The organism is Streptomyces sp. SM11 (genome assembly GCF_002910905.1).
Classification (GTDB): domain Bacteria; phylum Actinomycetota; class Actinomycetes; order Streptomycetales; family Streptomycetaceae; genus Streptomyces.
Genome location: NZ_NEUE01000239.1, coordinates 15,280 through 37,139 on the forward strand (window position 1 = coordinate 15,280; position 21,860 = coordinate 37,139).

The 21,860-nt window shown below is 72.9% G+C and carries 13 protein-coding genes and 2 pseudogenes; 9 read left to right on the forward strand and 6 right to left on the reverse strand.

Annotated elements, in window-relative coordinates; genetic code table 11:
• Window positions 1–2: 2 nt before the first annotated feature.
• The 4 genes from B9S58_RS25220 to B9S58_RS25230 all read left to right on the forward strand — a co-directional run bounded on the left by B9S58_RS25220 (window position 3) and on the right by B9S58_RS25230 (window position 13,878).
• A complete protein-coding gene (locus tag B9S58_RS25220) occupies window positions 3–6,086 on the forward strand; it encodes a type I polyketide synthase (RefSeq protein ID WP_181009448.1) in 6,084 nt (2,027 codons plus the stop codon).
• A gap of 40 nt (window positions 6,087–6,126) precedes the next feature.
• Window positions 6,127–12,642, forward strand: a complete 6,516-nt coding sequence (locus tag B9S58_RS25225; protein WP_103534349.1) for a type I polyketide synthase — start codon at window positions 6,127–6,129, stop codon at window positions 12,640–12,642.
• Between the two features lie 262 nt (window positions 12,643–12,904).
• A complete protein-coding gene (locus B9S58_RS39370) occupies window positions 12,905–13,039 on the forward strand; it encodes a hypothetical protein (RefSeq protein WP_258045001.1) in 135 nt (44 codons plus the stop codon).
• A 122-nt stretch (window positions 13,040–13,161) separates the two neighbouring features.
• Entirely contained in the window at window positions 13,162–13,878 is a 717-nt protein-coding gene (locus tag B9S58_RS25230) for a 2-phosphosulfolactate phosphatase (protein ID WP_103534350.1), read from the forward strand.
• A gap of 90 nt (window positions 13,879–13,968) precedes the next feature.
• Here B9S58_RS25230 and B9S58_RS25235 read toward each other — a convergent pair.
• The 3 genes and pseudogenes from B9S58_RS25235 to B9S58_RS25245 form a co-directional block, all read right to left on the reverse strand.
• Window positions 13,969–14,145, reverse strand: a pseudogene (locus B9S58_RS25235) (phosphotyrosine protein phosphatase); the annotation flags it as partial.
• A 67-nt stretch (window positions 14,146–14,212) separates the two neighbouring features.
• Entirely contained in the window at window positions 14,213–14,719 is a 507-nt protein-coding gene (locus tag B9S58_RS25240; RefSeq protein ID WP_103534351.1) for a GNAT family N-acetyltransferase, read from the reverse strand.
• A 29-nt stretch (window positions 14,720–14,748) separates the two neighbouring features.
• The gene (locus B9S58_RS25245; RefSeq protein ID WP_103534352.1) at window positions 14,749–15,123 is read right to left on the reverse strand and encodes a helix-turn-helix transcriptional regulator; all 375 of its coding nucleotides are present in this window, start codon (window positions 15,121–15,123) and stop codon (window positions 14,749–14,751) included.
• Window positions 15,124–15,357: 234 nt separating this feature from the next.
• Between B9S58_RS25245 and B9S58_RS25250 the strand changes: the two genes are divergently transcribed.
• On the forward strand, window positions 15,358–16,767 hold the full coding sequence (locus B9S58_RS25250) for an NAD(P)-binding domain-containing protein (RefSeq protein WP_103534353.1): 1,410 nt from the start codon (window positions 15,358–15,360) through the stop codon (window positions 16,765–16,767).
• A 62-nt stretch (window positions 16,768–16,829) separates the two neighbouring features.
• Here B9S58_RS25250 and B9S58_RS25255 read toward each other — a convergent pair whose 3' ends face one another.
• Together B9S58_RS25255 and B9S58_RS25260 are read right to left on the reverse strand one after the other, a co-directional pair.
• Window positions 16,830–17,351 carry a DUF4396 domain-containing protein gene (locus B9S58_RS25255; protein ID WP_103534354.1) on the reverse strand — a complete coding sequence of 174 codons (522 nt, stop codon included), beginning with the start codon at window positions 17,349–17,351 and terminating at the stop codon, window positions 16,830–16,832.
• Between the two features lie 85 nt (window positions 17,352–17,436).
• Window positions 17,437–18,675 carry an APC family permease gene (locus B9S58_RS25260; RefSeq protein ID WP_103534359.1) on the reverse strand — a complete coding sequence of 413 codons (1,239 nt, stop codon included), beginning with the start codon at window positions 18,673–18,675 and terminating at the stop codon, window positions 17,437–17,439.
• 176 nt (window positions 18,676–18,851) lie between these two features.
• On the opposite strand from B9S58_RS25260, the gene rpmF reads away from it, so the two are divergent.
• The 3 genes and pseudogenes from rpmF to B9S58_RS25270 all read left to right on the forward strand — a co-directional run bounded on the left by rpmF (window position 18,852) and on the right by B9S58_RS25270 (window position 20,129).
• Window positions 18,852–19,022, forward strand: coding sequence for a 50S ribosomal protein L32 (gene rpmF, locus B9S58_RS25265; protein WP_103534355.1), 171 nt, complete (start codon window positions 18,852–18,854; stop codon window positions 19,020–19,022).
• Between the two features lie 290 nt (window positions 19,023–19,312).
• Entirely contained in the window at window positions 19,313–19,477 is a 165-nt protein-coding gene (locus tag B9S58_RS38180) for a hypothetical protein (protein ID WP_181009449.1), read from the forward strand.
• A gap of 149 nt (window positions 19,478–19,626) precedes the next feature.
• Window positions 19,627–20,129 (forward strand): annotated as a pseudogene (locus tag B9S58_RS25270) (MarR family winged helix-turn-helix transcriptional regulator).
• A gap of 906 nt (window positions 20,130–21,035) precedes the next feature.
• On the opposite strand, the gene B9S58_RS25275 reads toward B9S58_RS25270, so the two are convergent.
• A complete protein-coding gene (locus tag B9S58_RS25275) occupies window positions 21,036–21,455 on the reverse strand; it encodes a hypothetical protein (RefSeq protein WP_181009450.1) in 420 nt (139 codons plus the stop codon).
• Window positions 21,456–21,549: 94 nt separating this feature from the next.
• Between B9S58_RS25275 and B9S58_RS25280 the strand changes: the two genes are divergently transcribed.
• Window positions 21,550–21,860: transposase (locus tag B9S58_RS25280; protein ID WP_181009259.1), on the forward strand; the 311-nt coding region annotated here is incomplete at its 3' end.

The following is a 21,860-nucleotide window of genomic DNA, read 5'->3' on the forward strand; positions in this document are numbered from 1 at the left end:
CCGTGTCCGGCTCCACCGCCCGCCAGGTCCCCATCGCCGTGGTCGGCGTGGGCGCCCTGGTCCCCGGCGCGACCGACGCGGCCGGCTACTGGTGGAACGTGACGGGCGGCCGCGACCTGATCACCGAGGTGCCCGCCGCCCGCTGGCGCGTGGAGGACCACTACGACCCGGACCCGGCCGCCCCCGACAAGACGTACGCCCGTCGGGGCGCCTTCCTCTCCGAGGTGGACTTCGACCCGATGGCCTATGGGGTGCCGCCCGCCACTCTGCCGTCGACGGACACCTCCCAGTTGCTCGCCCTGATGGTCGCCGACCAGGTGCTGGCGGATATCGGCGGCCTGTCCGGGGTGGACCGGGACCGGACCGGCGTCGTCCTCGGCGCGGCCTCCCTCGAACTCCTTCCGCACATGTACGGGCGCACCCAGCGCCCCGTGTGGCTGGCGGCGCTGCGGGAGAGCGGCCTCGGCGAGGCGGAGGCGAGGGCCGTGTGCGACCGCATCTCGGCCCGTTTCGCGCCGTGGCGGGAGTCGTCCTTCCCCGGGCTGCTCGGCAACGTCGTCGCGGGCCGGATCGCCAACCGGTTCGACCTGCACGGCATCAACCACACGACCGACGCCGCCTGTGCCAGCTCCCTGGCGGCCTTGTCGACGGCGGTCGGTGAGCTGTCCCTCGGCCGCGCCGACCTGGTGATCAGCGGTGGTGTGGACACCGGGAACGACATCGGCATGTTCCTGTGCTTCTCCAAGACGCCCGCGCTGTCCCCCAGTGGTGACTGCCGGCCGTTCTCGGACGCGGCCGACGGCACCATGCTCGGCGAAGCCGTCGTCATGTACGCGCTGAAGCGGTTGTCCGACGCGGAGCGGGACGGTGACCGGATCCACGCCGTGATCCGGGGCATCGGCACCTCGTCCGACGGCAGGAGCACAGCGATCTACGCCCCGTTGCCCGACGGCCAGGCGCGGGCCCTGCGACGCGCCTACGAGCAGGCGGGCTACGGGCCGGAGACCGTGGAGCTGGTCGAGGCCCACGGGACCGGCACGAAGGCCGGGGACACCGCCGAACTTGCCGCACTCGGCGAGGTGTTCGGCTCCTCGGGCGGTACCGACGGGCCATGGTGTGCGATCGGCTCGGTCAAGTCGCAGATCGGCCACACCAAGTGCGCGGCGGGGGCGGCGGGGCTCCTCAAGGCGGTCATGGCCCTGCACCACAAGGTCCTGCCGCCGACGGTCAAGGTCGAACGGCCGAATCCGGCGGCCGCCGCCCCCGACGGTCCGTTCTACGTCAACACGGAGACTCGCCCATGGGTACGGCCGGCCGGTCATCCCCGCCGGGCAGCGGTGTCGAGTTTCGGCTTCGGCGGCAGCAACTTCCACGTCACGCTGGAGGAGTACGCGCCCTCCGGGTCGGGCCGCGCGGCCCTGCGCCACCGCACGGCGCCGAGCGAGCTGGTCCTGTTCAGCGGCGACTCCCCCTCGGATCTGGTGCCGCCGCGCACGGACGACGGGCGTCCGCTGGCCGCGCTCGCACGCGAGAGCCACGCCTCCTTCTCACCCGCCGCGCGGGTACGGCTGGCCGTGGTCGCCGCCGACTCCGAGGAGCTGCGGGAGAAGTACGCGCAGGCCGCCGTGCTGATCCGGCAGCGCCCCGAGGAGGCGTTCGCCACGCCTGCCGGAGTCCGGTACGCGTGCGGGGAGGCCGCGCCGGGCCGCGTCGGCTTCCTGTTCCCGGGGCAGGGCTCCCAGTACGTCGGGATGGGAGCCGGTCTCGCCATGCTGGCGCCGGCCGCCCAGGCCGTCTGGGACCGGCTCGGCGGCACCCGCTTCGACGGACGGCCCCTGCACCGGGTCGTGTTCCCGCCGCCCGCCTTCACCGACGAGGAACGCACCGCGCGACGGGAGCTTCTCCACGCCACCGAGTGGGCGCAGCCCGCTCTGGCGGTGCACGCGCTCGCCCTGCTGGCGGTGGTACGCGAGCTGGGGCTGCGGCCGGACTGCGTGGCGGGCCACAGCTTCGGTGAGTTGGTGGCGCTGCACTGTGCGGGCGCACTGGACGCCGAGGAGCTGGTGGGTCTGGCACGTCGCCGCGGCGAGCTGATGCGGGACATCGCGGCTGCCCAGGGCGCGATGCTGGCGGTGACGGCGGACCGCGCGCATGTGGCGAAGGTGCTGGCCGATGGCGGGGCCGAGGACATCTGGCCGGCCAACCACAACGCCCCGCGCCAGGTGGTGCTCTCGGGTTCGGTGGAGGCGGTCGTGCGCGCCGAGAAGGCGTTCTCGGCCGAGGGGGTCGGCACCCGCCGGCTGGCCACGTCCACCGCCTTCCACAGCCCCCTGGTCGCCCCGGCCGTCGAGCCGCTCGCGGCGTATCTGCGCACGGTGCCGCTCGCTGAGCCCCGGATCGAGGTCTACGGCAACACGGACGCGGCGCCGTACCCGTCGTCACCCGACGAGGTGCGCAGCAGGATCGCCGGTCATCTCGCCTCGCCGGTGCTCTTCCAGGAACAGATCGAGGCGATGTACGCGGCGGGAGTACGCACCTTCGTCGAGGTCGGCGCCGGCGCCGCCCTGACCGGTCTGGTCGGACAGATCCTCGGAGACCGGGAGCACGCGGCCGTTCCCCTGGACCGGCCGGCCCGGTCGGGGGCCGACACCCTGCACGCCGCGCTCGGCGAACTCGCCGTACGCGGTATCCCCCTCGGTCTCGACAGCCTCTGGGCACCGTACGCCCCGCCCGGAACCCCAGCGAAGGAGCGCGAGCCCCGAATGACCGTGAAGATCAGCGGAGCCAACTACGGCCAGTCCCACAGATCCGGCGCCGCGTCCACCGCCGCGCCCTCCACTCCGGGACATGAACCGGAACGCTCGCCTCAGCCCGCCCCGGCAGCCGCAACCGATCCCGTCTCCGCGTCCGTGTCCGTGTCCGTGTCCGTTCCCGTATCCGCGCCCGACACCCCGGCGGTCCCCATGCCCGCGCACGCCCCCGCCCCGGTCCCCGCCCCGCAGTCGTCGGCGTACGGGACGTCATCCGCGCCCCGGCGGCCCGAGCCGTCGCAGGGCGTCGGGGCCGAGGGCGCTGTCGGCGGCGACTGGTTCGCCGCCGTCGAAAGTGTCCAGCGGCAGACGGCGGAGGCCCACGCGGCCTGCCAACGCATGCTGACCGACAGCCATATGGCCTTTCTGCGGATGACCGAGACGACCCTGGCCGCGATGCTCGGGGTGTCGCACAAGGGCGGGGCCATGGACCTGCCGGCTCCCACCGCGCCGCTTCCGCTGCCCCGCGCCTCGTCAACGCGGCGCGACCCGGCGCCCGTGGCCCCGGCCGCTCCGGTCGCGAGTGCCGTTCCGGTGGCAGCACCCGTGTCCGTTCCCCCGGCTCCCACGCACCTCGCACCGGTCGGGGCCGGAGCGGTAGCGGTGTCTCCGCCCGCACCGGCAGCCGCTCCCGCAGACGGTGCGACGCGTCTGTCGCCGCCGGAGCTGGAGGAGTTGCTCCTGTCGGTGGTGGCCCGGCTCACGGGCTATCCCACCGCCATGCTCAACGTGGACATGGAGCTGGAGGCGGACCTGGGCGTCGACTCCATCAAACGCGTCGAGATCCTGTCGGCCGTACGCCAGCAGGTGGGGGACGCCGCAGCGGGAGATGTCGGGCAGCTCGGCAAGCTCCGTACGCTGCGGGAGATCATCGAATCGCTCACCGGCGGGGTCCGGCCTCCCGAGGCCCCGGGTGCGGCCGGCCGCGATCCCGAGAGCGGTCCGGGGGCGCAAGCCGTGCCCGGCCTTTCGGCCGCACGAAGCTCCGGCTCCGGCTCCGGCTCCGGCGAGCCGACGCCGCTGACGCGGCTCGTACCGCGCGCGGTGGAGTCGCCGGCGTCCGGCCTGACCACGGCGGGACTGCTGGACGGGCCCGTAGTGGTGACCGGTGAGGGTACGGGCGGGTGCCGACTCACCGGCCTCGTCGCCCGGAAACTGGCGGAACGCGGCGTGGAGGCCACCGCCGTGGCGGAGGTGCCCGAAGCCGCGCGCGGCGTCGTCCACCTCGGCGGATTCACCGCGAACGACACGCCGGAGGAGGCACGAGAGGTCCACCGGTCGGCGCTCCGCGCGGCGCGGGCGGTGGCGGCACGGGCGTCCGGGGACGGCGGGGTGTTCGTGACCGTTCAGGACACCGGGGGTGACTTCGGGCTCGGAGGCCATGTGCCCGGCCGTGCGTGGCTGGGCGGGGTCGCCGGACTGGCCAGGACCGCGGCGAAGGAGTGGCCGGACGCCTCGGTCAGGATCATCGACTGCGAGCGGGGCGGCCGGGACGACGAGGAGGCCGCCGAAGCGATCGTGCGGGAACTGTTCGAAGGCGGTGCCGACGTGGAGGTCGGCCTCCGCGCGGACGGCACCCGCGCCGTCCCGCGCACGGTGCCCCGGCCGGTGACGCCCGGCGACACACGGCGGATCTCTTCCGCATCGGTGATCGTGGCCACCGGAGGGGCCCGCGGGGTGACCGCCGCGGCGCTGCTCGACCTGGCCAGGACCCACCGGCCGCGGATCGTGCTGCTGGGCAGGACGGACCTGGCCGCGGAACCTGCCGGTCTGGCGCCGGCCACCGACGAAGCGGCGCTCACCCGCCTGCTCGCGGAGCGCTCCACCGGGGCGGCGGCGGATTCCACCCCCGCCCGGATCACGGAGCGGGCCCGGGGGATCCTGGCCGCCCGCGAGGTACGGGCGACACTGGCGGAGCTGGAGGCCGCGGGGTCACCCGTCCGGTACGTCCGGGTGGACGCCCGCGACGGTGACGCCCTCGCCGCGGCTCTGCGCGATGTGCGCGAGACGTGGGGGCCGGTCACCGGCATCGTGCACGGTGCGGGGGTGCTGGCGGACAAGCGGATCGTCGACAAGACCGACCAGCAGGCGGAGCTGGTGATGTCCACCAAGGTGGAGGGGCTGCGGGCGCTCCTGGCGGCGACGGCCGACGATCCCCTGGACACGATCTGCCTGTTCTCCTCGGTGGCCGCCGTGTTCGGCAACCCGGGGCAGAGCGACTACGCCATGGCCAACGAGATCCTCCAGCAGGTCGCGTCGGCCGAACAGACCCGCCGCCCCGGCTGTCTGGTGCGGTGCGTGGCGTGGGGTCCCTGGCAGGGCGGCATGGTCACCCCGGCCCTGGCCGCGCGTTTCGGCCGGTCGGGGGTCCCGCTCATCCCCCTGGACCAGGGCGCCGCGGCCTTCACCGCCGAGTTGAGCTCCTCCGGTGGGGCCCGCGTCATCCTGACGGCCGGGGACGACCCGGCCGCCCTGTCCCCGGCCGTCGATCCCCGTCGCGCACAGTTGCTCGTCCGCTCGGACACCCTGCCGCAGCTGGCCGACCACGCGCCCGCCGGGGTGCCGGTGCTGCCCGTGGCCCTGGTGCTGAGCTGGTTCGCGGGTGCGGCCGCCTCGTGGCTGCCCACCGCAGGGCGGCTCGTCCTGCGTGATCTGCGGGTGTACAAGAAGTACCCCCTGCCGGAGCTGTCCGGCAGGGGCCACCGGCTCACCCTGCTCGGCAGCCGGGGCGCACCGGGGCCCTCCTCGGACCTGGAGGCGGAGCTGCGGGGCCAGGACGGCCCGGCACACTTCCGGGCCGTCCTCAGCACCGGCGACGAGGAGCCCGAGGCGAGCACGTGGGGCACCCCGGACGGCCTGAAGCCGCTCGACCGGACCGCCTGGTACGACGGGGACGTCCTCTTCCACGGCCCCCGGTTCCAGGCCCTGCGCACGGTGCGCGGTGTCTCGGAACACGGAGCCGAGGCGACCGTCGCGGGCCTGCGTGCCCTGGACTGGTCGGGCGAGCACTGGCCGCTCGACGCGGCCGCCGTGGACGGTGCGCTCCAACTCGCCCTGCTCTGGGGCGAAAAGGCGCTCGGTGCGGCGACGCTGCCGATGTCCGTGGCCGAGTGCAGGGTGCACCGGCACGGCCCGGTGGACGGCGCCGTGCGATGTGTGGTCCGGGGACGGAAGGCGCACGACGCGGGGGCGCGCTGCGACGCGGCACTGATCGACGCCGACGGGTCCGTCCGGCTGGAACTGATCGGTGTCGAACTCGTCCGCCGCCCCTCCTGACCCCGTCCCGGCCTCCGCCCTGCCGTGAAACGAGATCCGTATGCCTGTCGAACCGATCGCCGTCGTCGGACGGGGCTGTGTGCTGCCCGGCGCGCTCGACCCGGACACGTTCTGGGAGAACATCGCCGCGGGCCGGGTGAGCCTGTCTGCCGCCCCGCCCGGCCGGTGGCGGTTGCCGCGCCGCTGGGCCATGGGCACGGTGGACGACCACCTCGACCGCACCTGGACCGAGGTCGGCGGCTACGTCCAGGGGTTCGGGTCCGTCTTCGACCCGGGCGGCTTCCGGATCGCCCCCGAGCGGATCGCGTCGCTGGACCCGCTCTTCCACTGGGTCCTGTACGGGGTACGGCAGGCGCTCGCCGAGGCGGGCCGCACGGGCCCGCTCCCGCGCGGGGGGCTGGTGCTGGGGAACCTGTCGTACCCGACGTCCGCCGGGGCGGCCTTCGCCGAACACGTCTGGCTGTCCGCGCAGCGGCCCCGGCTGCGCGACGCCCTGCTGACGGGTGAGCGTCGTGCGCGCCCGGACGCCCGCAACCGCTTCTCGTCCGGGCTGCCCGCCCTGCTCGCGGCCCGCGCGCTGGGGCTCGGGGCGGGGGCGTGGTCTCTCGACGCCGCCTGCGCGTCCTCGTTGTACGCGATCAAGCTGGCGTGCGACCGGCTGCACGACGGCACCGCCGACCTGATGGTGGCCGGTGCGGTCAGCCGCCCCGATCCCCTCTTTCCGCAGGTGGGGTTCTGCGGGCTGTCCGCGACGAGCCGTACGGGGCGCAGCCGTCCGTTCCACCGGGACGCGGACGGGCTGGTGCACGGCGAGGGGGCCGGGTTCGTCGCCCTGATGCGGCTCTCCGGGGCACGCGCCGCCGGCCTGCCCGTGCTCGGTGTGATCCGCGGTGTGGGGCTGTCCAACGACGGGCGCGGCTCGGGGCTGATCAGCCCGTCGGAGGAGGGCCAGGTGCGGGCCATGCGCCTGGCGTACGACAGGGCGGGCGTCGCGCCCGAGTCGGTGTCGCTCGTCGAGTGCCATGCGACGGGGACGCCGGTGGGTGACGCGGTGGAGGCGCGCGGCATGGCCCGGGTCTTCGGGGCCGCCGACGACGTCCCCATCGGTTCGGCCAAGTCGAACGTCGGTCACCTGCTCGCCTCGGCGGGCGTGACGGGACTGCTGAAGGTGCTCGGGGCGATGCGTGCGGGGGTCCGTCCGGCGACGCTCGGCGCCGGGCGGCCGCTGGACGTGCTGGCGGGCACGCCGTTGCGGGTGCTGACCGCACCGGAGGAGTGGGTGGGTCCGCGCAGGGCCGCGGTGAGCGCCTTCGGGTTCGGCGGGACCAACGCCCACGTGATCGTCGACCATCCGCAGGACGCGCCCCCGTCCGCCGCACCCGGTCCGGCGCGGGGCTCGGCGTCCGGTGTCCGGCGTGCCGACCCGGCCGCCGATGCGCCGCCCTCGGACCCGGTACCCGACGCGCGGGAGTCCGGTACACCGGTGGCGATCGTCGCCGTCGGTGCCCGGGTCGGCGAGGGGACGTCCACCGAGGACTTTCGCCGGGCGGTGCTGGGCGGTGAACGGCGCGGCCCCGTCGTGGAGATCCCCGTGGAACTGACGGACCTGTGCTTCCCGCCGCTGGGCCTGGAGCGCACCGTGCGTCATCAGCTCCTGGTCCTGGAGGCCGCCCGGGAGGCCGTACGGACGGTGAGCCTGCCGCGTGAGCGGACCATGGTGGTCATCGGTACGGGGGTGGACCCCGAGGTGGCGCGCGCGGGTGCCCGCTGGCGGGTTCCGTACTGGATGGAGCAGTCGGGGGTGGCCCCCACCGGTCCGTCGGCGGATCTCGCCCGGGAAGCCTTCACTCCGCCGATGACGGCGGAGGGCGTGGTGGGCAGCATGCCGAACCTCGCGGCGAACCGCATCAGTACGCAACTGGATCTGGGCGGGCCCGGGTTCACGGTGTCCGCGGAGGAGGCGTCCGGGCTGGTCGCGCTGGAGCTCGCGGCCCGGGCCGTCCGGTCGGGGGAGGCCGACGCCGCTCTCGTGGGTGCCACCGACCTGTCCTGCGAGGCGGTCCACCGGGCCGCCCTGCGGGAGCTCGGTCACGGGGACGAGCCCGGGGACGCCGCCGTCGTCCTGGTCCTCAAGCCCCTGGACTCCGCGCGCGGGGCCGGCGACACCGTCATCGCCCTGCTCGACGAGGGGGCCGCCGACGAGCCCGACATGGTCATCGGCGACGGCCCCAAGGCGGTGTCCGACCCCGCGTCGGTCTTCGGGCGGGCCCATGCCGCGTCGGGGCTGGTTTCCGTCGCGGTCGCGGCGCTGTCGCTCCAGCACCGCGCGGTCCCCCGTGCGGGCGAACCCGCGGACACCGCGGCCGTCGCCCATACCGCGCGGGTCGTCGTCGAGCCGCTGGAGGGACCGGCCGCGAGCGTTCGGCTGCGCGCGGGGGATCCCCGGGCGTGGCTGCGGGGCCGGGCTCCGCGCCTGCGCGTCTTCTCCGGGGCCGACCGCCGGGAGGTGCTGGACGCGCTGGAATCCGGTACGGAGTCCTCGGTCGGGCCCGCCCGGCTGGCGTTCGTGGTCGACGGTGACACCACGCCGCAGGACCGCGAGGAAGCCGCCCACCGCTGGCTGACGCGGGGCGGGGTCCGTCCGGCCGACGTGTTCTACCGAGACGGGCCGGTCACCGGGCAGACCGCCTTCGTGTACACGAACGGTTCGGCCGCGTACCCGGGGATGGGCCACGAGCTGATGCTCGCGTGCCCGTCGCTGGGCGAAACCGTCCGGGAGAAGCATCGGGCGGTGGGGACGCGGCTCCGGTCCCGGGTGGAGCCGGGAGTGCTCGGCCAGATCTGGTCGGTCGCCGAACTGGCCGTGCTCCACACGGTGTTCAGCCGCAAGGTTCTGGGGCTGCGGCCCGACGCGGCGCTCGGCTACTCCTCGGGCGAGTCCACGGCGCTCGTCGCACTGGGGGCCTGGCCGGACGCCTCGGGACTGTACGAGGCCACCCGGGACAGCGGTCTGTTCACGACCGAACTCACGGGTGAGCTGCGGGCGGTCCGACGCTCCTGGCGGCGGCGGGGCATCCAGGGCTCCCGGTGGTCGAGCTACCTGGTCGGGGCTCCCCTGGAAGCCGTCCGCGCGGAGCTCGCCGCGGAGGCCGCGGTCCATCTGATGGCGGTGAACGCGCCCGGGGTCTGTGTCATCGGCGGCGAGTCCCGGGCGTGCGCCGCGGTCGTGGCCAGGATCGGTGCCGACCGGGCGATCGAGCTGGACTACGACATGGCGGCTCACGCGCCGGAGCTGGCCGAGGTCGAGGAGGTGTGGCGCGCGACCCACCGCCGTCACACCGTCGAGGTGCCCGGAGTGCGGTTCTACAGCGGGGCCACCGGGCGGGCGTACCGGCCGACGGCCGAGCGTGCCGCCGAGGCGATCACGGCTCAGGGGCTCGGCACGATCGACTTCGCGGCCACGGTCGAGCAGGCGTGGGCGGACGGTGTCCGGATCTTCGTGGAACACGGGCCCCGGAGGCTGTGCACCGGATGGATCAAACGGGTGCTCGGCGACCGGGAGCATGTGGCCGTCGCGTTGGACGTCCCGGGGGACACCGGGCTGCGGCACCTGTGCCTCGCGGTCGGCGAACTCGTCGTCGCCGGAGTGCCGGTGGAGGCGGACGCGCTGTTCGCCCGGCTCGCCGACGCCGCGACGGAACCCCCTCGCCCCGGCCCCACCGTCACCGTTCGCGTACCCCCGTCCCCGTGCCTTCCGCCGCCCCTGGAGCCTGCCGTGACCGTTCTGCCCCGGGCCCCCGAGCTGACCCCGGTCCCGGACCGTGGCCCCGGCCGGTTCGCCGCCCCGGCGGAGCCGGGGGCGACGGGGGCCGGTGCCGTGGCCGCCCGGCACAGTCTCCGGGTCGCCGCACTGCACCAGGAGGTCATGGCCGCGCACACCGAGGCCCATCAGCGGTTCCTGCGGCTTTCCGCCCTCGCCCTCACGGCACTGACGGCTGCCGGCACGACCGGAACCGGTCCCCGCCCCGCTCCCGTACGGCCACTCGGGCTCATCGCACCGCGTCCCCTCGCGTCGCCCCCGGTGCCGGCTCCGAAGCCCGGGCCCACGTTCGACCGCGCCCAACTGGAGCACCTGGCCGCCCGCGAGATCTCCACCCTGTTCGGCCCGCGCTTCGCGGAGCAGGACGGCTACGCGGTACAGACCAGGATGCCCGGGCCGCCCATGCTGCTCGCCGACCGGGTCACCGGTATCGACGCCGTCCCCGCGGCGCTCACCCTGCCGGGCCCGGTGCGCACGGACGGCAGGATCTGGACGGAGACCGACGTCCTGCCCGGCAGTTGGCACCTGGACTCCACGGGGCGCATGCCGGCCGGTCTGCTGATCGAGGCGGGCCAGGCCGACCTGCTCCTGCTCAGCTGGCTGGGTGTCGACCTCCTCAACCGGGGCGAGCGCGCCTACCGGCTGCTCGGCTGCGAGGTGGCGTTCCACGGCAGCCCGCCGGAAGCGGGCGACACCCTGTGCTTCGAGATCCACATCGACGGCCACGCGGAGGCCGACGGCGTCCGGCTGGCCTTCTTCCACTACGACTGCTACGTGGACGGCGAACTGCGGCTGAGTGTCCGCAAGGGCCAGGCCGGGTTCTTCACCCCCGCGGAACTCGCCGACAGCGGTGGCGTCCGGTGGGATCCCGCCGAGCACCCGCCCGGCGACGGACTGCCGCTCGACCCGCCGGCCGTACGCTGCGAACGGACCCGCTTCGGTGCGGACCGGATGCGGGCCCTGTCCCAGGGGCGGCCCGCCGACTGCTTCGGGCCCGGCTGGGAGGCGACGGCGGCCCACGTCCGTTCCCCGCGGCTCGACGAGGGCCGGCTGCGGCTGCTGGACGAGGTCACCGCCTTCGACCCGGCCGGAGGGCCGTGGGGCCGCGGCTATCTGCGTGCCGAGACCTCGTTGTCTCCGGACGACTGGTTCTTCACCGGCCACTTCAAGAACGACCCCTGCATGCCGGGCACCCTGATGCTCCAGGGCGGTCTCCAGGCGATGGCGTTCTACCTCACAGCCATGGGGTTCACGCTCGACCGGGACGGCTGGCGCTTCGAACCGGTCAGCGACCACCCCTCCACGGCGGTGTGCCGAGGCCAGGCGACCCCGGAGGGCCGGCGGGTCGTCTACGAGCTGTTCGTCCGCGGCGTCTCGGCCGGGCCGATTCCGACGCTCCACGCCGACATCCTGGGCTCGGTGGACGGGGCGAAGGCGTTCCTGGGCCGCGACATGGCGCTCCGGCTGGTCCCCGACTGGCCGCTGTCGCACTGGCGGCACTCGGGCCCGCCCGCCGTCCAGACCGACGGGAACCCGGTGCCGCTGCCACGGCTGGCCGGACTGACCGGGCACCGGGAGGAGAAGCCGGTGGCGGTGGCCGCCGACGGATTCCCCTTCGACCACGCCTCGCTGCTGGCGTGTGCGTGGGGCAGGCCGACTGAGGCGTTCGGCGCCATGTACGAGCCCTTCGACGGCATGCGCAGGGTGGCCCGGCTCCCCGGCCCGCCGTACCACTTCATGAGCCGGATCGTGGCGGTGGACGGGCCGCAGGCCGGGATGCGTGAGGGCAGCGTCGTCGTCGCTGAGTACGACGTACCGGACCGAGCGTGGTACTTCGAGCAGAACGGTGGCCGGGCCATGCCGTTCGCCGTCCTCACCGAGATCGCGCTGCAACCGTGCGGATGGCTCGCCTCGTACGTGGGCAGCGCGTTGACCAGCGGGACCGACCTGCTGTTCCGCAACCTCGACGGGTCCGGAACCGTCATCGGCGAGGTCACCCCGGCCACCCGCACGGTGCGCACCAGGGCCGAGCTGACGCGGGTCTCGTGCAGCGGAGACATGATCATCGAGTCGTTCCGGGTGACGTGCACGGCCGACGACGCGCCCATGTTCGAACTTTCCACGGTCTTCGGGTACTTCCCCCGGTCGGCCTTCGAGAACCAGCAGGGTCTCGCGACGTCGGCCGACGACCGGACCCGCCTCGACGAGCCGTGCGGCAGGGCGGTCGACCTGGCGACCCGTCCCTCCCGGTACTGCGCCGGGGAACCACGCCTGCCGGGAGCGATGTTGCTGATGCTGGACCGGATCACGGGCTACTGGCCGGATGGCGGAAGCGCGGGGCTCGGTCGGCTGCGGTCGGAGAAGGACGTCCGCCCTGACGCCTGGTTCTTCCGTGCCCACTTCTTCCAGGACCCGGTGCAGCCGGGGTCGTTGGGCCTCGAGGCCATGTGTCAGCTGCTCCAGTTCCACCTGCTCGAACGGGGCGCGGCCGACGGTGTCGCGCGCCCGCGCTTCGAACCGGTGCTGCCCGGCCGCGAGGCGTCCTGGACCTACCGGGGGCAGATCACTCCGGCCAACCGGCTGATCCGGGTGGACATGGACATCGTGGAGAGCGGCACGGACGCGCGCGGCCCCTATGCGGTGGCGGACGCGTCGCTGTGGGGCGACGACACGTGCATCTACCGGGTGCGAGGGCTGGGGATGCGTGTGGTGCCGGAGGCGGCGCCCGTGGCGTGAGACGCTCCGCCGCCACGTGTCCCCGCCCTCGTGCCGGGATCCTGCTGGACCGTCTCCGCCGACGACCGAACAGCAAGCGAATCGGGTATCGCCTTCCCGATCCCCGTACTGGACGACAACGGCGGATGCACCTGACTCGGGGCTTTGAAATCCTCGGCCGGCACGACATCAACCGGTTCCGCGCGGAGGTTGTCGCGCTTGCGGGGGAATACGGTTCGCCGGAAGCGACCTGCTGCGCTGCGCGGCGTGTGATGGTTCGATCATGGAGGCACACCCCCCAGGGCATTGGGCACCCGATCCGCCGAGAGCGGTGTACCAGTGCGTAGACAGCGGCTGCGCGACGATCCGGGCACCCGTGCGGGTGATCGACCGCGAACTGGGCATCGAGGAGGAGTGAACGCGGGTACGTCAGTGGCCCGGGCCGTCGCGACAGCCGAAGGTGTCCGCGTTCCGGGACAGTCGGTGTAAAGCGCCTCACAGACCGGGCACCTCGGGCCGGACTTACGGGATCATGACCCGATGGACGCTCGTTTCCTCGGCATCGCCGAGCTGACCGAAGCCCCGTCCGTGGCGGTCGTGGTGGATGTCATGCGCGCTTACACGGTGGCCGCCTGGGCCTTCGACCGGGGGGCGGAGAAGATCGTGCTCGCCGAGTCGCTGGACGACGCCCTGGCCCTCAAGGCCCGCCACCCCGAGTGGGTGATGCTCAAGGACGGTCCGCCGGCTCCCGGCTTCGACGCCGTCAACTCACCGGGCCTGCTGCGCTCCGTCGACCTCGGCGGACGGACCGTCGTACAGAAGACCACGGCGGGAACGGTCGGTGCCCTCGCGGTCAAGGAGGCCTCGCTGGTGCGGTGCGCCGGCTTCATGGTGGCGGAGGCGACGGCCCGGATCCTGCGCCACCGTGCGTGCGACGCCGTCACGTTCGTGGTCACCGGCGACGAGGGGCGTGCCGAGGAGGATCTGGCGTGCGCTCAGTACATCGCGCAGAGGACCACCGGGGCCGGGACGGACGCGACCGCGTTCCTGCGCCGCGCCGGCGAGTCACGCGCCGCCGCCGAACTGACGGAGGGGGTACGGCAAGGAGCCCAATCCGATGACGTCGCGCTCTGTCTTGAGCTCGACCGGTCCCCCTTCGCCATGGTCGCGACCTTGGAGGACTCGCTGATGGTCCTCCGCCCGCGCGCCGTGCCCGACCTCCGGGCAACGCCCAACCACCTTCACCCGGCAGGGTAGACGGAGCAGCACCCGGCACCCCGTGGCGTACGCCCAGCCGCACCGGATGCCCCCAAGACGGCCATGCCTCTCCAGCATGCCGGTGCGACGTCAGGCAGACGGGGTCACCGGTGGGATCTCGGCGATCAGAGCCTCGACGAGAGTTGCGGCCTCGTCGCGGATCGGGCGGACGGCGGCCACGCCCTGGCCCGCGGGGCACTCCGGCTTCCGGTCGAGGCGGCGCTTGCCGGGGAAGGCGGGGCAGGTGTCGCCGCAGCCCATGGCGACAAGGCCCCGTGACGCGGCGCGACCGGTCGGCGATCCCGTACGCGCGACCGTGCGGGAGAGCCGGCCGTCACGTGATGGCGGGGCTGCGGCGCTCGACGAGAACGACATCGCGCCACACTCCGCGCCTGCGACCGATCCGCTCCCGGATGCCGACGACCCGGAAACCGGCCCGCTCGTGAACGGTGAGGCTTGCGGTGTTCTCCGGGAAGATCCCGGACTGGATGGTCCAGATGCCGGCCTGCTCCGTGGAGTCGACCAGCGCCTTCAGCAGAGCGGAAGCGATCCCGCGGCCGCGTGCGCCGGGGTCGACATAGACCGAGTGCTCGACGACACCCGCGTACGCGCACCGGTCGGACACCCAGCTCGCCGCCACCCAGCCCAGCACCGCACCGTCCCCACCGAGGGCGACGAAGCGGTGGCCGGGCAGTTTCGCGGCGTCGAAGCCCTCCCAGTCGGGCGGGTCGGTCTCGAAGGTGGCGTCGCCCTCGTCGATGCCCGCCCGGTAGATGGCCAGCACCTGCTCGGCGTGGACCGCCGTCAGCGGCACGACCACGACGCTCGACACCCCGCTCACCCCGCTCACCGCGCTCCCGGTCCCGGCGATCAGGCGGCGGCGCGCAACGTCAGCAGCCGGCCCATCCCGGCGAGCACCGACGGTTCGACCCGGTAGTAGACCCAGGTGCCGCGCCGCTCGGACGTCAGGAGCCCGGCCTCCTTCAACTTCTTCAAGTGGTGGGACACGGTGGGCTGGGAAACGCCGACATCGGAGATGTCGCACACGCACGCCTCGCCGCCCTCGTGCGAGGCCACGGCGGAGAACAGCCGCAGGCGCACCGGGTCGCCGAGGGCCTTGAACATCCGCGCGGCCGTCTGCGCCTCGTCCACGGTCATCGGGCGCTCGGTCAGGGGAGGGCAGCACGGCACCACGCCTCCGCCGTCGGCGGGCTCGGTCAGCGGCAGCACCTTCGCATTCGACATACGTCTATGTTGACACACGTCAAACCAGGGCGACCGGGCGCCTGCGCGCGGGCGAGGGCGACCGGGGGCCGGCGGGGCGAGTTCCGGCCGGGCAGCACCGATAGCGGCCCCCTGGGGCACACCGCACGACCTCCACCATGCCGACGCACCCCTATGTTGACGTCCATCGATATAAGTGCCACCCTGGGTGGCGTAAGCCATCGACAGATGTCGAAACAAGCAGGAGTCGCAGCCGTGAACACGCCCGCCATCACCGAACTGCCCGTCGTCGTGATCGGAGCCGGGCCCGTCGGTCTCGCCGCCGCCGCCCATCTGATCGACCGGGGCATCGAGCCCCTGATCCTGGAAGCCGGGGCCACCGCCGGCGCCGCTGTGCGCGACTGGGCGCACGTGCGCCTCTTCTCGACCTGGGGCGAGGTCGTCGACCCGGCCGCCGAGAAGCTGCTGGCCCCCACCGGCTGGACCCGCCCCGACCCGGACACATATCCCTCCGGCGGGGACTGGGCCGAGCGGTATCTGCAGCCGCTCGCCGACGTGCTCGGCGAGCGGGTCCGCCTCGACGCCCGGGTCACCGGCGTCTCCCGCGCCGGCCGCGACCGGATCGTGGACGCCGACCGCGACCAGCAGCCGTTCACCGTGCACATCACCCACGCCGACGGCCACGAGGAGCGGGTCCTCGCCCGCGCCGTCATCGACGCCTCGGGCACCTGGACCACCCCGAGCCCCGCCGGCGCCTCCGGCCTGCCCGCCCTCGGCGAGAAGGCCGCGGCCGACCGGATCACCTACCGCGTCCCCGACCTCAAGAACCCGGCCGTGCGTGCCCGATACGCGGGGCGCCGCACCGCCGTCATCGGCTCCGGGGCCTCCGCCTTCACCGCCCTCGCCCACCTCGCCCACCTCGCCACGTCCGACGACGGCGCGGGCACCAAGACCGTGTGGGTCCTGCGCCGCGGCATCTCCGGCTCCACCTTCGGCGGCGGCAGCGCCGACCAGCTGCCCGCCCGCGGGGCCCTGGGGCTCGCGGCGAAGGCCGCCGTCGACGAGGGACACGCGGACGCGGTCACCGGCTTCCGCACCGAAGCGATCGAACGCGACCCCGACGGCCGCCTGGTCCTGGTGGGCGAGGACGGGCACCGCCTGGACGCCGTCGACGAAGTCATCGTGCTGACCGGCCTCCGCCCCGACCTCGGATTCCTCGACGAGCTCCGCCTCGGGCTCGACGAACGGCTCCAGGCCCCCACCGAGCTCGCCCCGCTGATCGACCCCAACCAGCACTCCTGCGGCACCGTCTACCCGCACGGCCACCGCGAACTCTCCCACCCCGAAACCGAGGTCTACCTCGTCGGCATGAAGTCCTACGGCCGCGCCCCGACCTTCCTCGCCATGACCGGCTACGAGCAGGTCCGCTCCGTCGCCGCCGCCCTTGCCGGAGACCTCGAAGCCGCCGACCGCGTCGAACTCACGCTCCCCGAAACCGGAGTCTGCGGCGGGGCAGGCCTCTTCGACGACCCGACCCCCGTAAAGGCCGACACCGGAGGCTGCTGCGCGACCCCGGAACCCGCCCTGGTCCAGCTCGGCGCGGACGCACCGGCCGCTGCCGTAGCCCTGGACGAAGCACCGGCGGGCGGCAGCTGCGGCTCATAACCGGCCTGCCGCACCACCGATCGCTTCGCGCCGGCTGACCGGCTGACCGGCCGGTCAGCCGGTCAGTGGTAGGCGTGGACGACGGCGTGGCCCTTGCCGCGGCCGATCATCCACTTGTTGACCGGGGTCGTGATCACAAAGGCCACGGCGAAGCCGCCCAGCAGCGCTGTCCAGAACAGCGCGTCCGACAGGTGGGCGTCCAGCGCGCCGGGCGTCAGGGCGATGATGGCGTTGTCGACGAACTCCATCACCGCGATCGAGACGGTGTCGGCGGCCAGCGCCACCTTCAGGGCGGCCTTGAGGCCCAGACCCGCCCCGCGGACCGCGAACAGCGTGAACGAGTAGCCGAACACGAACGCCAGGGCGATCGCCAGGACCATCGTCTGAACGTTGCCCCACATCAGGGCGGTGCCGATGACCATGCCGAGGATCTCACCGATCGCACAGCCGGTCAGACAGTGCAGCGTGGCCTTCGCGGCAGCCCACCACGTCACCCCGCCCTTCCCCGGGCCGCCGTGCCCCCCGTCCGCCCGCCACTCCCCGTGGTCATGGGCGGTACCGGTGTGGTGCGTACCGTGATCCATGGTCGTGATCTCCCGTACCGTCCGGTGTCATCCCGCCGATCCACACAACAACCTATACCCCACAAGGGTATTAATTCTCGGCGGATCAGCGGGACGAACGGCTCCTTCTCCCCTTTCGGAGGCCGAACACGGCGGCTCCGAGGACGAGAACCGCGACGCCGGAGATCACCGTGCCCAGAGGCAGGGCGAAGGCAAGGACCGCGCAGCCGGTCAGGCCGACGGCGGGGACGAGGCGGTTCGGTCGCCCTTCGCCGGGAGTGAGGGTCCAGGCGGAGGCGTTGGCGACGGCGTAGTAGGCCAGCACACCGAAGGAGGAGAACCCGATCGCTCCGCGTACGTCGGTGGTCGCGGCGAGCACGGCGACGACGGCGCCGACGGCGAGTTCGGCGCGGTGGGGGACACCGAAGCGGGGGTGGACGGCGGCCAGGGCGGGCGGCAGGTGCCGATCGCGGGCCATGGCCAGGGTGGTGCGGGAAACTCCGAGGATCAGCGCGAGCAGTGAGCCGAGGGCTGCGACGGCGGCGCCCACGCGTACGACGGGCACCAGCCAGTCGGCCCCCGAGGCGCGTACGGCGTCCGCCAGCGGAGCGGTCGCGTCCGCCAGGCCGCCCGGACCCAGCACCGCCAGGGCGGCCCCGGCGACGAGGGCGTACACGGCGAGGGTGATGCCGAGCGCGATCGGAATGGCGCGCGGAATGGTGCGGGCGGGGTCGCGGACCTCCTCGCCGAGGGTGGCGATGCGGGCGTACCCGGCGAAGGCGAAGAACAGCAGACCCGCGGACCGGATCACCCCGCTGGCGTCGGCGTCCGAGCCGATACGCACCCGCGCGCCGTCCGCACCGGACGAGGTCAGGGCGGCGATGGTCACGGCGGCGAGCACGGCCAGGACCACCGCGACGATGACCCGGGTGAGCCGCGCCGACTTCTGCACCCCGGCGCAGTTCACCGCGGTCAGCGCCACCACGGCGGCCACCGCCACCGCGCGTTCCTGACCGGGCCACAGGTATGCGCCGACCGTGAGAGCCATGGCCGCGCAGGAGGCGGTCTTGCCCACGACGAACGCCCAGCCGGCCACATAGCCCCAGAAGTCGCCCAGGCGTTCGCGGCCGTAGACATAGGTGCCGCCGGACAGGGGGTAGCGGGCGGCCAGCCTCGCCGAGGAGGTCGCGTTGCAGTAGGCCACGACCGCGGCCAGGGCCAGGGCGAGCAGCAGTCCGGAACCGGCGACCTCCGCCGCCGGGCCCAACGCCACGAAGACCCCGGCCCCGATCATCGATCCCAGGCCGATCACCACCGCGTCGAGCACGCCCAGGCGGCGCCGCATCCCGCCCGACCCCTCCGCGACACCCACCGTGTTCACGCGCACTCCCTGTCGACCCGCTTCAAAGATCCCAGCGCACCGTAGCCGAGCCGGCTGTCGCGCCAGAAGCCGCCCCACCTATTCGATTATGACTATCGTTCTCATGTAGCGTTTCGGGACCGACGTCAAAGGTGGTCCCCATGGCAGTCCCGAAGCGGAAAATGTCCCGCAGCAACACCCGTCACCGCCGCGCCCAGTGGAAGGCGGTGACGCCCCAACTGGTGTCCGTCACGGTCGACGGTTCCGTCCACCAGGTGCCCCAGCGACTGGTGAAGGCCTACGAGCGAGGCCTCCTGCGCCCCGAGGGCTGATCCCTCACGGCGCGGAAACCTCCTGCCCGTCACCGCGTTTTCCGGGCGCCGGAAAGACCACGCCGCTCAACACGGAACCGGCAGGAGGCCACGGGCTCGCCGAGCGCGGACTCGCCCCGTACGAGGACGACGAACGCGCCCCGCACGCGCGACTCCTTCTTCCTGGGCCTGCGCCAAGGCCTTCCTCGGCCTGCGCCAAGACGGAACGGACGTCCTGTCGCTGGGCGAACCGCTTCGGCTGGAGGTGAGCCACCGCGAGAACCTCTGGGGCAGGCGAGACGGGTCGACGGATGCCCGCAGGACCACCGAACCGGACCGTCCAGGGCCGCACCCAGTCGCTGGACGGGGCCGTTCTCCGCGTCCATTCCGAAGAGTGGCCGGTCTACTTCACCACGGGGCACGAGCCGACCGCCGCGGCAGCTCCGCGGGAACCGCCCGAGAAGCGCAGGCTCTGACGAGTTCATGCACGACAGATGGTGAGAGATCGAGCGGCGGCCCCGAGTATGACGGTGGTGGGCGGTTTCGATGCGTATCCAGGACGAGTTGCGGTGAATGGCGCATTCCGACTGGTTCAGCGCGCCGAGGGAAATGTAGCGTCGCGATCATGGAAACGCTGATCGGAACCACCACTGACCAGGCGCCGGCGAACCCGGCCGCGACCGAAGACATGCTGGCCACTCAGCCGGTCGGCTACTGGTGCGGGCTGACCCATACGACCGTCACGCGGCATCTACGTGACGCGATGGCCAGGATCGACGTCACGCAGCCGCAGTACTGGGTACTCAACCGCGTGAACGGCGGCCCCACGGCGCCGAGCCGTGAGGAGGTCGTCGCTCAGCTGACGCACCTTGCCGACGGGCCGCACGAGATCGCCAGGGCCGTCGACCAGTTGCTCCACCGCGCGTGCTCCGGATCGGTGATGGGCGGCGCCTGCACCTCACGGAGGCCGGGGAGACCGCCCGAGCGCGGCTCCGTGAACTGGCGACCGAGGTACGCGCCGTGGTCCACAAGGACATCAGCGACGAGGAGTACGTGGCGGCGCTCAAGGTACTGCGCAAGATGCTGACCAACGTCAAGGGCGACGGGGTCCCTGGTAATCCGTTCTGATTCCGCGATCTCGTGACAGACCCGCCCGGGAACGGGTGCGGCCATCGCGTGGTCACCGGGGGTTGCGCGGACTCCAGAAGATCGTGCGGTGGCCGCGGGCCACAGCGGTAGCCCCTGCCCGCCGGCGAGCGGTGTTCGACCACGCCCTCCCTGGGCCCGCCGGGCCGGAGGCGGCGACGGTGAACTCGTCCACGTCCAAGAGTGCTCTGCTGCCGCCATTGAAGACGAGGGTGGAACGTGGTGGTGCCGGCCGGACGGTCAGTCAGGTTCGTGGAGCCGTCCTGGAACGTCTCCCGGCCTTCCCGTGACGGGGACGGCCACTGACCGAGTGAAGGTGACCTTGGCCTTCGAGCCGTGCCTTCGCCTGTTTCCGGGGCCTCCCCATCGTCGGCCCGGGCCATGACGCGCCCGCCGGTGGAGATCGGCCACGGCGAGCACGTTGCCGCGCCGACGCTCCGGTTAGCTGGTGGCAGCAGACATCTGGGGCAGGCGGCGGACACCTGCACAGCGGCGACCACCATCTCCGCAAGGACGTTCGATCACGCTTCGAGCACTCCCAGGCGTCCGGCTCTCCACCGTTCGTGCTCAACGGCGATACGTCTCCAGCAGCCGCCGTAAAAGACATACCGTAGCTGGCTCTCCGAGCGACGGCCAGCACCGGTTGTGGTCGGTGCAGTGACCGCTGTGGTTCGCCAGGAGGAAAGGACGTGGCGTTCGTGGGGCTGGCGATCGACCATGACGGGGGCGAGGAGTGTCGCGAAGGGCGTTCGATGGCGAGGTCACGTGTACGGACAGCGGCATGGGACATTGCCGTCTTGGCCTTTGAGATCACGGGCGGCTTGCACGCACCCGCGCCCGCCTTCGCTCCTCATCTGCGTCCGTGCCGGGGTTGCCGAATTCTGTGCCCTAGCTCTTGCCTTCCTCGTCAGGCCCGATATGAGACGGCACAGCGTCGAGACCGCCTTCGACAGCAGTGCGCTTGAGCTCCTCGCTCCACGGCTGCCCCTTCATGAGGTGGTTGAAGGCATCCATCGCCGACCACATAAGCACGAAGGCGATGTAGGGCGAGCGATCGGAGGGGTTGCCCGCGTCCTGGCGATAGGTCGGTTCACCGTAGAGCACCACCTTGTCGTCGGCAGTGTCGTCGAAGAAGCACTGTGCGGCGGTGAGTGTCGGATGGGCAAGCTGGGTCTCACCGGTCCAAGCGGCGAGCAGCGGAGCGCCGAGCCGCTTGAGGAGCGGGGTCACGTTGATGAACTGGTTAGTACTCCAGCTGTAGATCGCGATCTTGCTGGGCGGGGCTGGTCCGGGAACGGGTGCGGCCACCGGTGATCATCGGTGTGTGAAGACAGAAGATCAGACGGTGGCCGCGGGTCACAGCATAGATCCTGCTCGCTGGCAGGAGGCGTTCGAGGCCTTGATGGGCCGTATCGCGGGACGGTTCGTCCGGGTGGAACCCCGTCGCCGGGCGAGGGCGTTCGTCCTCGGGTTGCTGTCGGGCCTGCCGCGCAAGAACTGCTGGACGCTCGCCGAGCATGCCGGGGACGCGAATCCGCATGGTCTGCAGCACCTGCTGTCGAGGGCCAGATGGGACGCCGACGCGGTACGCGATGACATCCGGGGCTTCGTCGTTGAGCACCTGCACCACGAGGACGCGGTGCTGGTCGTGGACGAGACCGGCGACCTGAAGAAGGGCACCGGCACGGTGGGCGTGCAGCGCCAGTACACCGG